Origin of the sequence: Ruegeria sp. R14_0, from assembly GCF_017743975.1 — a bacterium.
Classification (GTDB): Bacteria; Pseudomonadota; Alphaproteobacteria; order Rhodobacterales; family Rhodobacteraceae; genus Ruegeria.
Genome location: NZ_JAGHRC010000003.1, coordinates 246543 through 262230, shown reverse-complemented (window position 1 = coordinate 262230; position 15688 = coordinate 246543). Strand labels below are relative to the sequence as shown.

Below are 15688 nucleotides of genomic sequence, written 5' to 3'. Positions count from 1 at the left end.
AGGGAGATATATGAAACAGCATTTTCTAATTTCAGCTTTGGCAGGCAGCCTCGCGGTTACACCGGCGCTGGCGCATTATGGCATGATCATTCCAAACGATCCGATGATCAGTCAGGAAGACGGGCGCAACGTCTCGCTGACCATGTCGTTTTCGCACCCGTTCGAAATGGACGGCATGATGCTGGACCGGCCTGAGGGGTTTACGGTAACGCACGAAGGCAGCACCACGGATTTGCTGGGTGACCTTCAGGACGCCACTGTCATGGATGATCAGGGCTATACGCTCGAATTTCCGCTGGAACGTCCCGGAACTTACGTTTTTGCCATGGAGCCCAAACCTTATTGGGAACCAGCCGAAGACGCGTTCATCATCCACTACACCAAGACCTATGTGACCGCTTACGGCGACGATGAAGGTTGGGATACCGAGCTGGGCCTCAAGACCGAAATCGTACCCCTGTCTAAACCTTTCGGCCTGTGGGAACGCAACGTGTTCCAGGGGATCGTGAAGATGGATGGAGAAGCCGTGCCCTATGCCGAGGTCGAGGTCGAGTTTCTGAACGACGGCACCAATGCCACGGTGCCGGATGAGCTGATGATCACGCAGACGGTCAAGGCCGACGCGAACGGCGTGTTCACCTATGCCGCGCCGTCGGATGGCTGGTGGGGGTTTGCCGCGCTGAACACGGCGGATTACACTCTGCCGCAGGATGGCGAAGACAAGGCCGTCGAACTGGGCGCGGTGATCTGGGTACATTTCGAAGAATGGACGGGCCAGTGATCCGGGCCGTTGGCTTGACCACGCTGTTGGCCGTTGCCCCTGTGGCAGCGGCTGCGCATCAGCTGGTCGTCTTTGCCTCGGTTGATTGCCAGGCGGTCACGGTAGAAGCCAAGTTTTCCAACGGGAAACCGGCCCAGCAGGGTGAAGTGCGCGTGCTGGACGGGGAGAATTCGTTGCAGACAACGTTGCAGCTGAGCGGCGATGGGACTGCACGGGTGCCACTTGCCAGCGTGAATCACGCGACAGGTCTGGTGATCGAGGTTGATACCGGGGGCCATGACAACTACTGGATTGTGACCCCAGAAGACATCGCACGCAAATGTGGGAGTTGACGATGCAACGGTTCTTCAATGGCGTCACAGCGGTGCTGCTGGCACAGATGGTGGTGACGGCTGCGGCAGCGCAGGAACGACCTCAGGTGGTGACCGTCAACTATCCGTTGCAGTATTTTACCGAACGGTTGGTGGGTGACGCAGCAGATGTTGTATTCCCGGTCCCCGCTGACGTGGACCCGTCTTTCTGGCGGCCGTCCATTGCTGATGTCAGCGAGGTTCAGACGGCGGACCTGATCCTTTTGAACGGCGCAAAGTTTGCAACATGGGTTGACCGCGTGTCGCTGCCTCGGTCCCGCGTGATCAACAGCTCGGCAGCCATCGAAGATCAGTTCATCGTCACCGAGAGCATTACCCACAGCCACGGTGACGGTGGCGAGCATTCGCATGAAGGGCTTGCGTCTTACGTCTGGCTCGACCCGGTGCTGGCCGCTGCGCAGGCCGAGGCTATTGCTGCGGCGATCACGGCCCGCGACATCGCCCCTGCGGGTCAGGTTGAAGATCAGCTTGAACAGCTTCGCGCAGACCTGACCGCTTTGGATCAAACCGCTGAGGATGTGTTTGCAACCCTAGCATCTGTACCGATGATCGCCACTCATCCGCGTTATCAATACCTTGCTGGACGGTATGCGCTTACGGTTTCCTCACTGGATTGGGAGGCGGGCGAAGCCCCCAACCCGGATCAGCTTGCGGAGCTGAGCGCCCTACGAAACCAGACGGGCGCGGAGATTCTGATTTGGGAAGCCGAACCGCCCGCAGCAGCGATCGAAGCCGCGGAAAAGCTGGGCCTGCAAAACGTTGTCTTCCCTACGCTGGCGCACAAGCCTACCGATCGTACGTTTATTGAAGCCTATCAAAAGGCGCTGTCGGATTTCTCAACGGCCTCTCAGAACCTGCAAAATTGACCAGCGTGTTTGGGGGCGGTTCTAACCGCCTATTAGCGCCGCGCTAGCCCCACCGGACTTATGGATTGCTTACATCGGCAATAACCGAGGCAATGGTTGAGAACACGTCTGGCCGGTTCATCAGCTCGACATGTTCCATATCCAGACTGTGGCACCGCTTGTCCCGCAAATGCGTATCCAGAACATCGCCCGGTGTGAGGGACGGGTTGCCCCGCGACAAAAACACATGCGCGGGCCGGTCAAACCGGGGCACTCGAAAATCGCTGACTGCCAGTTCATGGACGATCTCTACACCCCTGATCCGCGTTTCTTCGGCGTCAGCTTGCTCTGCCAATATGCGCTTGATGTCCGGCAGCGTACGCCGCGCCCTGTAGTGGCGTTTCCAGCCTTTGATGACGTATCTCAGCCGCTTGTAACTGCGAAAATACAAGGGTTGAAGCGCAGGTTCGGCGCCTACCATCTTGAACGGCGGGTCCAGAAGGATCATGCCCAGTACGGCCTCATCCCCCAGTTGCCGAGCCATCTCCATCACCATCGGACACCCGGCGGAATAGCCGCACAGCACAAACGGTCTGGTGTTTCCAGTCTGCTTCAGGCGCGAGATTGCCTCATCCGCCAGCTCTTCAAACGACTTGTCAAAGGGGACAGGAGTGCCTTCGGTGCGGTGGCTGGGGATGTGCACAACGGAATGATCATCGCCCAAACTGCGTGCCATGTACTTGCTGAACTTGACCGAGCAATGCGCGATCACCACTGTCGTTTTGCCCGGACCCGGGTTCGAAATCTGAACGGTGCTTTCGGTTTTTGAGAATGCAGCCCCGGCGCGCCGATCTGCTACGCGTTTGGCCAGTTCTGCCACCGTGGGACAGCTGAACAAATCTATGGGTTCAAAGTGAACGCCTTGCTCCTGACCTTTGGTGTAAGCGGTGATCGTGGCAAGGCTGTTCCCCCCCAGATCAAAGAAATTCGCGTCGCGCGTCTGACACTCGGTACTTAGCGTTTCTGCGAAAATCGTGGCGATCTGAGTTTCCAGCCCATCTTTGGGCGCTGCTCCGGTTTGCGACAGGGTTTGGTCCGCAATCAGGGTTCGCAGCGCGTTTTGGTCCAACTTACCATTGGGCAGGGTCGGAAACTCATCTATCCCGAGGACGGCGCTTGGGTGAAACGGGTCTGGAAGGCTGGCTTGGATATGCCGGGCGGCCGCCTCGCACATGGTGTCGTTCGGTGGGCATTCGATGGCCAGAATGATCGTGTTCGAGCCTGCGCGATCGATCGCAAGCGCAGTCACTCGGCGGTTGGCTGTCACCACTTGCGCGGCGGCTTCTATCTCGGTCAATTCAACGCGGTGGCCCCGAATTTTGACCTGTTTGTCTTTACGGCCCAAAAACGTGATGCAGCCCGCATCATCCGCAACACCAAGGTCGCCGGTCCTGTAAGCTCTGACTGGGCCAACTTGGAAAAAACGGTCTTTGGTCTGCGCTTCATCGTTGAGATACCCATTCGCGACGGTGTGTCCTGCCACGATGATTTCACCTACAATGCCCGGTGCGGCCGGGCAATCGTCGCTGTCGAAGATCCCAACCCAAGTGCCCGGAATGGCGGTTCCGATCGGCACGACCGATCCGCCGTCGAACCCCGTCGCGTCGAAACCCGTGCACCACACGGTGCCTTCGGTCGGGCCGTATTCGTTCATCAATCTGCAGTGCGGAACCACATGCCGCAAGTCACGCGGCAGGCTCGGGTACAGCGCCTCTCCGGCAGCAATGAGAACCTTGAGCGATTGCAAATCCTGCGGCGGAACCGAAGCCAGCAGCGCGCCCGCAAGACTGGGCAGGCAGAGCGTATGGGTGACACCGTGTTGCGCAATCAGCTGCCCCAACGCGGCTGGGCGTTGCTCGGCCTGTTTTTCGGCGATCACCAGATGTCCGCCGGTGCACAACGTCCAATAGACGCCCGCGACCGAGCTGTCGAAGGCCAGCGAAGAAAGCAGCAGGTAAACCTCTGGTGTTGAGCCATAAACCTGATCCCGCGCCGATGTGGAGATTGCCAGCCCCTCGTGAGAGATCTCAACGCCCTTGGGGCGGTTCTCGGATCCTGAAGTGAACATGACATAGGCGCGTGTGCCGGTTGCAACCTCGGACGGATCCATCGGCTGTTCCAAAGTGTCGAGGAAAACCGGCGCAGCGGTTGTCTCGGGCAGCGTTGAAAACGCGTCTTGCGTTGTCACCACAAAGCGCGGTTGGGTTGCCTGGAGGATTTGTGCAATGCGGTGTTCAGGGTAATCCAGATCCAGCGGTACATAAGATGCCCCCGCCATCATGACCCCCAAAAATCCCGCAATCGCGTCGGCACCGCGTGGAAGGGCAACCGGGATAATATCAGTTTCCCGAACACCGGACCGGCGCAGCGCAAATGCGATCTGACGCGCGCGCAGAGAGGTTTCAGCATAGGATAGCGTCTGATCGCTATCGGTCAGCGCCGTGGCATCCGGCATCGTGTCGGCTTGTTGCAAGAAACGTTCTACAACGGTCTCGGCTGGCGGCGCTGCAGAGACAGAGATTTTCTGCGCATGACCTTTCATCACGTCGCTTATTTGCGTGTCTGGTGCGGCTGCGATTGCGGTCAGGACCTGTTTGTAGCTGGAAATGCAGGAACGCACCGCCTCAATTGTGATGCGCGCTGGATCGAAATAAACCTCGACACCCAGATCGTTTTGCGGCGTCACCAACAGCGATAGCGGGTAGTTGCTGAATTGAACCGTTTTCAAGCCCGCAACCTGAATCTCGCCAAAGTCGTAACCAGTCTGCTGGACACCTTCGTTCACAAATACCGTGTCAAAAACAGGGGTTCCCTTGGGAAACGGAGCGCAGGTTTGCACCTCGGCCAGAGACGCATATTCGTGTTTCAGTCGCTCGACCTCGGCCATTGCGTGGTCCTGAAGAAAAACGTCCACGGGTTTGTCTGGATCAATTTTGAACCGGACCGGCAAGGTGCTGATATACGCACCAACTGCCTGAGATATATTTGAAATTTCCGGTGGTCGACCTGCGGTAGTAGTGCCGAAAACCACATCGTCCTGCTGCAGATAACGCCGCAACACCAAAGCCCAGGCGCCCGACAAAACCGTATTGGGCGTCACCTTCAGACTGGTTGCCGCGCGTTCGATCCGGTCCATCAAGTCCTGGCCCAATAGCTCGGAATGGGACAGCTGTATTGATGCGTCAGAGTGGTTGTCCAGCTCAGGCAGGACGCTGGGTGCGTCGAGATCGGAGAGATACCCGGTCCAAAAGTCTTTGTCCGTCAGTGGGCCCTGTTTCTTGAGCCAGGTCAGGTAGGTCTTGAAGCTTGGTGACGCGCCGTCTTGGGGATGGCCATTGTAACGGTGAAAGAGATCCCGAAAGGCGACGCCGGTCGACCAGCCATCACTGATCAGGTGATGCATCGTCCAGACAAAGTGCCAGCGGTCTTTGGCAAGCTTGATCAACGTGACGGCCATCAATGGAGGTTTTTTCAGATCAAACTTGCGCAGCTGTTCCAGTTTCAACAAGTCTTCCAGCCCGCGTTCGGCGTCTGGTCGTTTGGTCCAGTCAAGTTCGGTCCAAGGTAGGCTTACTTCCTCCTGAATGACCTGAACCGGTTGCTTCACGCCTTTCCAGATGAACCCGGCTCGCAAAGCATCATGCGCGTTGACCAACGCCGCCATCGCGTGTTTCAGGCGTTGCGCGTCCAAGCGGCCGGTCAGGGTGCAACTGATCACCGCAACATATTGCCCACGCAATTGCGCCTGACCCTCGACATGGAACAGCATCCCGCGCTGGGCAGAGGACAAGGGAAGAATATCTGCGACGCCTTGCGGGTATCCCATGTCAGCTCAACGCCTCTGTGATGCTTGAAAGATCGTCGTCGTCCAGATCAATCAATTGCTCATCCTGAACGTCGTCAGGCGCGGTGCTGGGCAACTGTTCGGCATGTTGTGCCAAAGCGCGAATGGTCCGGTATTCAAACAGTGACGTGGCGGGCAGGGGCAGACCATGCTCATTGGCTTTGACCGCGATCTCGATGGCGGTCAGGCTATCGACGCCCAGATCGAAAAAGTCCTGTGTCACGCTGACACGAGATGCGCCGATGGCGGTCGCCAGAATGCTGGCCAGACGCTGTTCGGTTTCGTTTTTGGGCGCAACGAAATCCGCATCCGCCCGCCTGCGGTTTCGCGCTTTGGGCAGGCGGGAGGGATCGACCTTGCCGTTGGAATTCAGCGGCATATCCGGAAGAACAGCCACCGAGTCTGGCAGCAAGGCGCGGGGGAAATGCGCCTGCAATGACTGCCAGACATCCTGTTCCGCGATGCCCTGACCGGCCACATACACACTCAGTTTTTGCGGTGCGACGGGTTCGTCAAAACCGATCTCCTCAAGGATCGCTTCAACCCTCTGGGTGTCGATTTCATCATTCAACTCGTCCAAAGCCTGCGCGCGGGTTTTGTGGCCCATGCGTACGTCCCAGGAATAGGGCAGCGCATAGTTGTGATAGCCTTCGCGGGACTTGTGCAGGTAGATGCCAGCGTCATTGATGAGGCAATTGGTCGAACGGCCAGTATCAGCCGGGCGCTGCCAGGCGGTGCGGGTGTCGAGAAAATCGTAAATCTCGGACACGGGGACATCAATATAGCGGTAGATATCCAGCACTTCGACCTGTTTCAGAAAGTCGCCGTCCTTCAGGTCTTCTGTCTCCAGAAGCCTCGACAGCTCATCGTCTTCGGCGTGATAGGCTTTGCGCGCCTTGGTGACCATGTCATCCAGTTGGGCACAAGTGGGGGCCGCATTGCGGAACAGGTCCGGGGTCAGGCGCGTTTCAAAGAACTGCCCGCGGGACAGACCTGTGACGACCAATGGCGCGCCTTCGGACAGGGCCGTGCGAAAAGCCAAAGTGTACAGCGCCTTGAAGCAACCTTGGCACACATTGGAATGTGCTTTCAGGCTGTCGACAAAAATCTGGTTCATCTTGTCTGTGCTGAGATAGCGATGATCCCAGCCCAAGTCTTTGACAACCCGTTGAATATTCGTCTTTGATTGATCCGAGATATAGCCGTTGTCGAGTGTCACAGCCAATACGCGAGAGGTATAATTGGCCAGCCGGTACGCCGCATAGGTGCTGTCTTTGCCCCCGCTTAGCATCATCACAGCATCGTAGTCTCCGCGGCGTGAGTCGGCCGCGCGCATGATCTGGCGTTGCAGGGCGGGTTCGTCGCGGAAATAGGCCTGGGCACGATCCTTATAGCCTTCGAACTCGGCGCATATTTCGCATAAATCATCACCTGCAAATTCAACGCCGGGTACTGCGTTGGTCAGGCCGCAGGTTCGGCATTGCCGAGTGCCGCCCGGGTCCGATGGCGGGTGCCCGTATGACACGTGAACGGCATTCACACCGGGGATTTGGCGTAGCACGCGATCAAACTCGGCAGTTTCGAACCGGATGCCACCAATCTTGATCTGCTGATCCGCGCGGCCAAGATAGTCAAAGCTGCCGTCTCGGTTGATCCGACCGATGTCACCGCTGCGATAAACTCTGCCTTGTATTGCCTTTGGGTCGTTCAGGAACTTTGCCGCGGTTTTGGATGGATCATCCAGATAGCCTTCTGCCAACCGACCACCGATCACGATTTCACCGGTCACACCGATGGGGCACAGGTTCATACCGGCATCGCGAACACTGATTGAAACCCCATCTGCGGGGGTTCCGATTTGAACCGAGGCTGCGGTATCCGCAGCGGGATCAAAGGCGTGGTGCATCGCGCCGACTACTGCTTCGGTGGGGCCGTATTCGTTGATAAGCGTCAGAGACGGGGACAGGACCTCAGTCGCGTTGCGGCAGAGCTGCGACGACAGGTTCTCGCCGCCCAGCACAAGCGTTTGAATGCGCTCAACTGGGCGGCCCTGTTTGCAAGCCAGCGCCAAGTGTGAGGGCGTCAGCTTGACCACATCCACGGCGTCTTCAGCGAACACATCCAGTACAGCAAGATCTGGATCCGCGCGCTCGGGATAGACGTGGATCGTGCCACCGTGGACCAACGGAGCGAATAACGAAGTCAGTGTCAGATCGAACGAGACCGAAGAAAAGAACGCGTAGGTTGCGTCAGGCTTGTTGCCGAACGTATCGGCGGCCCAGTGGATGTATCGCGACAGCTCGGCATGGCTGACCTCAACCCCCTTGGGAACACCGGTAGAGCCGGATGTGAACAGGACGTAGGCTCGTTCATGCCCATCTGGTGGCGAGACGGTAAGGGGTTCTTCCGAAGTTGCTGTGGCGACGGTTAAAGTCTGGCAAGTAAACGTGCGATCCTCTGCCGGAGCGACAAATACTGCTGCAGCACCAGCGCCCGTTATGATCTGTTCGGCCCTTGCAAAAGGCGTGTTGGCGGCAATTGGAACAAAGTTGCACCCGGCTTTGAGGACACCCAGCATGACCTCAACAAACTCGGTTGAACGGGGCAGGTAGATCGCGATCGACGATTCACGTGCGATACCAATACTCGCGATATACGAAGCGATCCTGTCGCTCTTTTCGTTGAGCTGTACATACGTGATAGGCCGGTTGACTTGAAGCAGTGCAACGGCATCGGGGGTCTTGGTGACCTGCGCGCCAAAAGACTTCAGCACAGTTGAAGGCATGTCGCCGCGCTCTGATCGGCCAAAAACGATGGCCTGATCCTGTGCGTCTGCAACCATATCCACCGCCGCAAGCGACGTTTCAGGAGCCTCAAGCGTGGTCGCCAGAAACCGCGCAAAATGTTGTTGTAGATTTGCGGGCTCAACAGCTTCCGCTATTTCATCGTGGACATCCAGGAACAGCCGCTGCGTACCATCGCCGCTGAAGTCTGTGATGTGCAGGCGCATGGCGTGAGCGGCGTCATGCGCACCACTGTGCAGCCACTGGACGTCAGCTGGATGCCCCGCAAAATCCGGGAATTCAGCCTGAATGTAGTTGCACACCGCGCTGATGGTCGAGGTGTCCATTGCCGCCACAGCGCCGGGCTTTGCCTTCCTTAGGAACGCGCCAAGCTCGGCCTTCACTTTCGCATGAAGGCCTATAAGTGTTTCATCAGGACCGATTTCCATGTGGAATGGCAACACCTCGACGAACGGGCCCATGGTCATTTTATCATGACCCGTCAGCCGGTTATGAGAAGGCAGGCCGATGGTTATCTGATCATCTCCCGTGACCCTGTGCAGATACCCAAGATAGGCGGTCAGATAGATCGCCAGTTTCGACAGGTCAGGAGTGAACAGGCGGAATTCGGATCGTTCGGTGGCGCGCTCAAGCGTCTCAGCCGTGTCGGCATCCAGTGTAACTGGAATGCGTTGGGAAAACCCACTGCGTTTGGATGCACTCCCGTATGGGGCGGTTGGGGCATGGGGTGTCGCAACCGGGATCGCCGCCGACGTCGGGTCTGACAGGCTGTCAAAAAAACGGGGCAGGGGATCGGCCTGGTATTTCTTGCCCTGTACCAAGGCCGAATACCGGCGAGAGACGTGATCAAAGAGCAGCGCGCCGGATTGTGCGTCACAAAGAATATGATGCTGGCAGATGGCCCAGACCCAGTGCGCGTCGGTTAGTTTGATCAACTGGCTGCGCAGCGGTTCGCGCTCCAGATCAAACCTTGCTTGAACCCATGAGTTAAGGTGGTCGCGCAGCAATGACGCCGGGTCTGTAGATTGGCTGAGGTCAACGAGATCCAGCAGATCATCCGGCATCTTCTGTGCGACCTGATATGGTCCATCCGGCCCCTCGCGAAAGACCGTGCGAAGGATGTCATTGTCCTGCACGGCCCCTTGGAACGCCGTTTCAAACAGGTCGGGGTCCAGGTCCAACTGCAGATCAAACCGCCAGGCCATATTGTAGATTGGAACATCGGGTTGCAGGCGATGGCCCTTCCAGAACCTCAGCTGGCTTTCGGATAGCGGATATGACTGAGCAGACATGTCAGGTACGACCATCGGCATATCTGGAAATCGCAGTGATCGAGCAGAGATTTTCCAGCGTTACATCCTCGAAGGGAATCTCGATGCCGTATGTTTGTTCAATAAACGACACCAGCGACATAACGCCCAGCGAGTCGACCATACCGCTCAGCAACAGCTCTTCATCGTCCGAGACCGTTTGACCGCCCAGCAGTGTGGCGTGCACGTAGTGGCGCACAGCCTGCCGTTGTGTTTCATGCTGCGTGTTGTGCATCGTCTTTCCCTGTCAGCTTTGCCCGATCTATTTTGCCGGTCGATGTGCGCGGCATATCTGCAAGCCATGTGATGTGTTGCGGCACGGCATAGCGGGGCAGGACGCCTTCGATGTGGGACCGTACGTCCGCGACATCCTCGGACGTGCCGCCTGTCACAAAGGCGTGGATTTCGTCATCGACCACGGCAGCGACCGCTTCGGTTACCGTGGGCGTGTTCACCAGCGCCAGTTCGATTTCGTCAAGCTCGATCCGGAAGCCTCTGAGCTTGATCTGACGGTCTTTGCGGCCAATCAAAAGCAACCCCTTTTCAGGCAATCGGCGCACGATATCGCCAGTCCGGTAGAACTTGCGGGTGATCCCATGCTCGTCAGGAAGGGTGCAAAACGACACGTCAGTCAGGGTTTGCGCGCGCCAGTACTCCAGCATGACCTGATCTGCGGCGATCAAGAGCTCGCCGGTTTCGGCATCCTCTGCTTCGGTGCCGATGCGCGCGGTTACACCAGCGTCGGGGCGGCCGATTGGAATTGGGCTTGTCCCGTCCAGATCTGCATGCGTCAGCTTTGCCGTGGTGCAATGATTGGTTTCGGTCGGGCCGTAGGCATTCAAGAAGGTGGCATTCGGAGTGTGCTGAGAAAACGCCTTCAGCGCCGCAGGAGGCATTTTCTCGCCGGCGAACATCACGACCCGCAAGGCGCTAAGGTCGCGGCTGTCCAGCACGCCGCGTTCAGCCATTTGGATCAGGGCATATGGCACTGAATACCAAACGGTGATCTTCTCTTGTTCGGTAAGCTCGGAAAGGCTTGCTGGCAGTTTTGCGTGCATTTCGGGGATGACCACTGCGCAGGCGCCGGCTTGGGCCGTACTGAAAATGTCGAAAATCGACATATCGAAATGCACAGGCGTGTGATGACTGACCCGGTCTGAGGGGCGCAACCCGCATAAATCGGCGGCCATCTTCGCGTAAGCCAAGCCGCTTTTGTGAGTATGAACGATGCCCTTTGGTGTTCCGGTCGTGCCGGACGTCATCAGGATATAAGCCGGGTCCTCTGGGTTTCGTTTCACGACCGGCAAATCGCGTGGATCGCTGGGCAAAGGTTGCGAGATGTCTAGCAGTTGATCCTTGGGTGCTGCGTCAGTGAACTTTGGCAGTCGGGCCGTATCAGCCAGGATCATCTTGGGCGAAGCGGCGGACAGTTGGGCTGAGACACGCTCGGCCGGGGCCGCAGGGTCAATGGGCACATAAATCCCTCCAACGCGAAGGATCGCATAGATCGAGGCGATTGTTTCGACGCTTTTGACCGAACAGATGACCACACGGTCCCTTGGGCCAACGCCGCGATCTGTCATAGCACGGGCGATCTGGGCGACGTGGTTGTCGAATTCCGCGTAGGTCGTAACGCGACCCAAAATCCGGATCGCGGCAGCGTCGGGTGTCACCTTCGCAAAACGCTTTAGCGCATCGTCCAGGTACACGTCCATCTCCATCACTGGATCACCGAGGAAGCGGTGGCTGCGACTTGTGGGAACCAGCCGAGGGTCCGCTCAAAGAACCATAAGATCGCAAATGCGATCAGGGCCATCGATCCAAATTGCAGAAAGACGACGCGGTACGCGGTCAAACGGCGCAGGATAAAGAAGATCGGGAATAGGACCATGACAACGGCGAGCTGCCCGATCTCGATTCCGATGTTGAAAGTGGCCAATCCAGTTGCCTTGCGTGAGGCGTCCAGACCCAGAGGTTCAAGCACACTGGCAAAGCCGAACCCATGGAAGATGCCGAACAGAACGGCCAGCTTCCAGACGCTTGCGTGAAATCGAGGGATAAGATTGCCCAATGCCACCGCGGCGATGGAGAAAGCGATCACAGCTTCGACCAGCGTCACGGGAAGGGTGATGATCCCGTAGGTCGCAAGGCTCAGCGCGATGGTATTGGCGATTGTAAAGAGCGTCACGATTTTGACGGCTGGCCACAGGCTGTCACGGATGCTGTCCGAAGGCACCCAATGGTCATTTTCGATCCGCATAACCGCGCACAGAAGAAGCGTAATCAAAAACAGAAGATGGTCGAACCCCAGCCAAATATGCCAAACGCCATTTTCAAAGAATAAGCGCGCAATATCCTTGATCGGTTCATCATTAAGGTACAGGTCTTTCTTGCCATCCCCGGGCGCAAACACCAGCGAGATATAAGCCTCGTTTTCATCCATCCCATTTCGGCTGTTACTGCCGATCAGCGCAAAGCCGCGATGGCCGGGATCGACATCCAGCAAGCCGTCATAGGACATCTGGATTGTGGTCGGTGTTTTGTCGACGCCAACCACATTGAAATGAAACTGTGCGAATGTGTCGATGGACGAGCCAAAAAAGGTGATCTCGTCAAATTCAAACTGGAAGGGCTGGTCGTTTGCCGACAGTTTCAGCCGGTCTTTGAAGTAGTCGAAGAACGCGGTTCGTGTCGCGCGCACTTCATCCTCGGAAAGTGCGCTTTCGACCTGCGGTAGACCTTGTTGAATGCGGGCTAAGTCAGTCAGTGTGACCTCGATACGGCCGCTCAACGTGTTTTCGGTTACGTCGAAATAGACGTAAGTTTCGTTGACCCTGTGGGCGTGTGCCGGAGTGGCAAGGGCCGTCAATAAGAAAGCGCCAAGCCAGAGAAACAGTGCTGCCAGGCCCAGTGTTTTAGGTGTGCTGCAAGGCGCTGGGCGCGCCATGGCCTCGCGTTCAGTTACTGCCATTGGTCCCGTCTCCCACTTTATTGGGTTGGGACCTTTGCCCAAGCTCCATCTTTGCAATGATCTCGCGCTGAATGTCCGAGGTGCCGGAGTAGATCACACCGCCCAAGGCGTCGGTCACGTCAGCGCCCGCATTCGATCCCTTCAGGTATCCACGCCCACCAAAGGTACGCATCGCATCGAGGCTAGAGCTCAGGTAGGCCTCGGCAATGTGGAGGTTCGCCATGGCGGCAAACTGACTAAGCGGTTGACCGGAATCGTACAGCTGGGCCGCGCGCGCCAGCATGAGTTCGCAGGTTTCCAGGCGAACACGCATGTCCGCAAGGCGGTTTGAAACTGACTGAAACGCCGAGATGGGTTTGCCAAACTGGTGCCGGGATGCCGCGAACTCAACACATTCTGCCAATTGACGACGCATCGCACCCACATGAGCGGTCAGGATAAAGCAACGCTCCCAGTCGAGCGTTGTTTGAATGATGGTCGCTCCTGCGCCCTCTGGCCCGATCCGGCGCGTTTCGGGGATCCAGCAGTCGCGGAACTCCAGCTCGCCGATTGGGGATGTATTCAGACCCAGCTTTTCCTGCCGATCACGCCGAAAGAAGCCCGAATCGTCGGAATGCACTATGAAGGCCGACAACCCCCAACGGCCCTTGTCCGGTGCGGTCTGCGCGAAAACGATCGCAAAATCACATATCGGTCCCATCCCGACAAACGCCTTATGGCCGTTCAGAACATACCCGCCATCTTTGGGTGTGGCCGTGGTGGTCAGAGACAATGCATCAGATCCAGAGGAGGGTTCGGTCAGGGCAAAGGCTCCGATCAGGTCGCCGGCCAACAGGCGCGGAATATAGTGCTGGCGGGCCTCAGGGCTTGCGAACCGAAGCAGCGGTTTCTGAATGGTCAGGATCTGGGAAAGAACAGCCATCCCGAATCCGCCATCCAGGCAGTGCGCCCCAAACGTAAGCATGTCTTCAACAAGTGCACGGGCATTGTCGCCCGATCCCCCGTCTGCGGACGGCACCAAATGGCGAAACACGCCATTTTTACCCGCCGACTTCCAAAGGTCGCGTAGGGTGTCGGGCGAGGTATCACGGATGGTTTCCGCAAATATCCGGACATCCCCGCTGCGGTCGCGATCATTATGTCTTGTCTTCTGGTCCACTGTCGTACGTATTCAATTGCGCATGTAATTGTTACGCAATCACAACGGGCGCGGATCACTATATTCAGAGGGACCGATGCGTCTTGCGCGTCAGGCGTAGCTGCGCGCGTGACCGCGGTGCCACTCGTTTCGCATAAAAAAGGCGATTTGAACAGCGTGGTCGTGTGTTCAGATTCTTAGTTTAGTGATTTGTTTTTAAATGATTTTGAAGTTTAGGAAACGGTGATACTCCGCAAATATTCAGCCAGGCTCGCCTCATCATGCTCTTTGCGGTACGCCGCCTGCAATGCGCCACAGTTTTCTTTGTAACGAGCATCACTGAGCAGAGCTTGAATGTCCGCTTCGATCTGATCCGGCGAATCCGTTTGCTGTCCTGCGCGGCCGATCCCGTGGAAAACGGCCCTGGTTGCGCTGCCCTGCTGATCGTTAACATGAGGATAGAGTAAAACAGGGGTTGCGGCCCCAACTGCTTCGACAAAACCGCCTGTGCCGCCATGCATGATGGCCAGATCCGCATAGTGCAGCAGTGATTGCTGGGGAACCCAGGCCACCATTTCAACATTGGGAGGCAGGTCCAATAAAGACCTTTCATCCCATGTCCGACCGGCCGCGAAAAGGAATTGCCATTCGGGGTGTTTGCGGGCAACGGCCCAAAGGTTGGACAGAAGCCGACTTTTGGGGTGCATCATCGTGCCGAAGCCAACGAATATTCGTTTTTTGCCGTCTGTAGGTGCACAAAACCTCGCAGCGGATTCCGGGTCATGAGGTTTTTCCGGCCGATCCTGCAGGATCATCGCGCCAAGATACGTGAAACTCGGATACAGCCGCGTGGGCAGGTCCAGGGCTTTGGGCAGTAACAGCGCGGTGGGAATGCGGTAGGTCCAGGGCATTTGCCAGCAGATCAGCCTGCGCTTCTGCGCGAGCGGTACGCCAAGGCGTCCGGCCAATTCTATCAGAGCAGTGCCGTATTCCGCCCCGCCATACCTGATTCTGTTGCGCAGGCGTTTCTTGAGCTTCCATAGAAGGAAGCTGGCCCAAATCAGCGAAACACCGATGCGACTGCCGAGCAGGCCCGTCCCCGGTTGGGCGCGTTTGTTCAGTGGTGGGGCGCGAAGGCCGGGGGGAGACAGGAACATGTTGCTGAACTGGACCACGGGAATATCCTGGGACAGCCCAACAAGAATTTGCGCATGAAGCTCGCAATCGACAAAAAGGGCGTCGGGTCGAAATCCAGCCAGCGCATCGGCGAATGCCTTTGCTTCCAGCGCGTCCACGGCTGCATCTTTCCGCTGTTGTGCGGTCAGGCCCTTCATCTCTTCCCGCGTCAGGAGCGGTGCAAAAGCGTCGACGCGCGGCTCGGGGATTTCGATATGTTGCAGGTCGCAATGCAAAATCAACTCGCGCGCGGCGTGATGCGCGAACACACCCACCTCGTACCCAAGCGACTGAGCGCGCTTGGCAAATTCCAATGCGCTGCTGAGCGGGCTAGCCACTCCACTTGAGACTATCGCCAAACGTTTCGCCATCGTTCGCATCACGTGGC

At 57.4% G+C, this 15688-nt stretch carries 10 protein-coding genes; 3 read left to right on the top strand and 7 right to left on the bottom strand.

Translation table 11 applies throughout. The features are described 5' to 3' along the window. Nucleotides 1-10 precede the first annotated feature (10 nt). Genes J7416_RS11045 through J7416_RS11035 form a run of 3 tightly spaced genes read left to right on the top strand, consistent with a single transcriptional unit; the run spans nt 11 to nt 2018 of the window. Nucleotides 11-781 (top strand): DUF4198 domain-containing protein, encoded by a 771-nt coding sequence (locus J7416_RS11045; protein ID WP_209224821.1) that lies wholly within the window; start codon nt 11-13, stop codon nt 779-781. Beyond that, the gene (locus tag J7416_RS11040; RefSeq protein WP_209224820.1) at nt 778-1113 is read left to right on the top strand and encodes a hypothetical protein; all 336 of its coding nucleotides are present in this window, start codon (nt 778-780) and stop codon (nt 1111-1113) included. The genes J7416_RS11045 and J7416_RS11040 overlap by 4 nt, the downstream gene beginning before the upstream one ends. A gap of 2 nt (nt 1114-1115) precedes the next feature. Then, nucleotides 1116-2018 (top strand): metal ABC transporter substrate-binding protein, encoded by a 903-nt coding sequence (locus tag J7416_RS11035; protein WP_209224819.1) that lies wholly within the window; start codon nt 1116-1118, stop codon nt 2016-2018. A 58-nt stretch (nt 2019-2076) separates the two neighbouring features. Here the strand turns inward: J7416_RS11035 and J7416_RS11030 are convergent, their stop codons facing one another. The 7 genes from J7416_RS11030 to J7416_RS11000 form a co-directional block, all read right to left on the bottom strand. Further along, complete coding sequence (locus J7416_RS11030; RefSeq protein WP_209224818.1) at nt 2077-5883, bottom strand: non-ribosomal peptide synthetase; 3807 nt, start codon at nt 5881-5883, stop codon at nt 2077-2079. A 1-nt stretch (nt 5884) separates the two neighbouring features. Beyond that, the gene (locus tag J7416_RS11025; protein WP_209224817.1) at nt 5885-10012 is read right to left on the bottom strand and encodes a non-ribosomal peptide synthetase; all 4128 of its coding nucleotides are present in this window, start codon (nt 10010-10012) and stop codon (nt 5885-5887) included. Beyond that, nucleotides 9999-10250 carry an acyl carrier protein gene (locus J7416_RS11020; protein ID WP_209224816.1) on the bottom strand — a complete coding sequence of 84 codons (252 nt, stop codon included), beginning with the start codon at nt 10248-10250 and terminating at the stop codon, nt 9999-10001. Before J7416_RS11020 ends, J7416_RS11025 begins: the two co-directional genes overlap by 14 nt. Then, nucleotides 10231-11736 (bottom strand): amino acid adenylation domain-containing protein, encoded by a 1506-nt coding sequence (locus J7416_RS11015; protein ID WP_209224815.1) that lies wholly within the window; start codon nt 11734-11736, stop codon nt 10231-10233. The genes J7416_RS11020 and J7416_RS11015 overlap by 20 nt, the downstream gene beginning before the upstream one ends. Further along, nucleotides 11736-12986, bottom strand: coding sequence for a HupE/UreJ family protein (locus J7416_RS11010; protein WP_209224814.1), 1251 nt, complete (start codon nt 12984-12986; stop codon nt 11736-11738). The genes J7416_RS11015 and J7416_RS11010 overlap by 1 nt, the downstream gene beginning before the upstream one ends. Next, entirely contained in the window at nt 12973-14145 is a 1173-nt protein-coding gene (locus J7416_RS11005) for an acyl-CoA dehydrogenase family protein (protein ID WP_209224813.1), read from the bottom strand. The genes J7416_RS11010 and J7416_RS11005 overlap by 14 nt, the downstream gene beginning before the upstream one ends. Before the next feature lie 212 nt (nt 14146-14357). After that, the gene (locus J7416_RS11000; RefSeq protein WP_209224812.1) at nt 14358-15671 is read right to left on the bottom strand and encodes a glycosyltransferase; all 1314 of its coding nucleotides are present in this window, start codon (nt 15669-15671) and stop codon (nt 14358-14360) included. Nucleotides 15672-15688 lie beyond the last annotated feature (17 nt).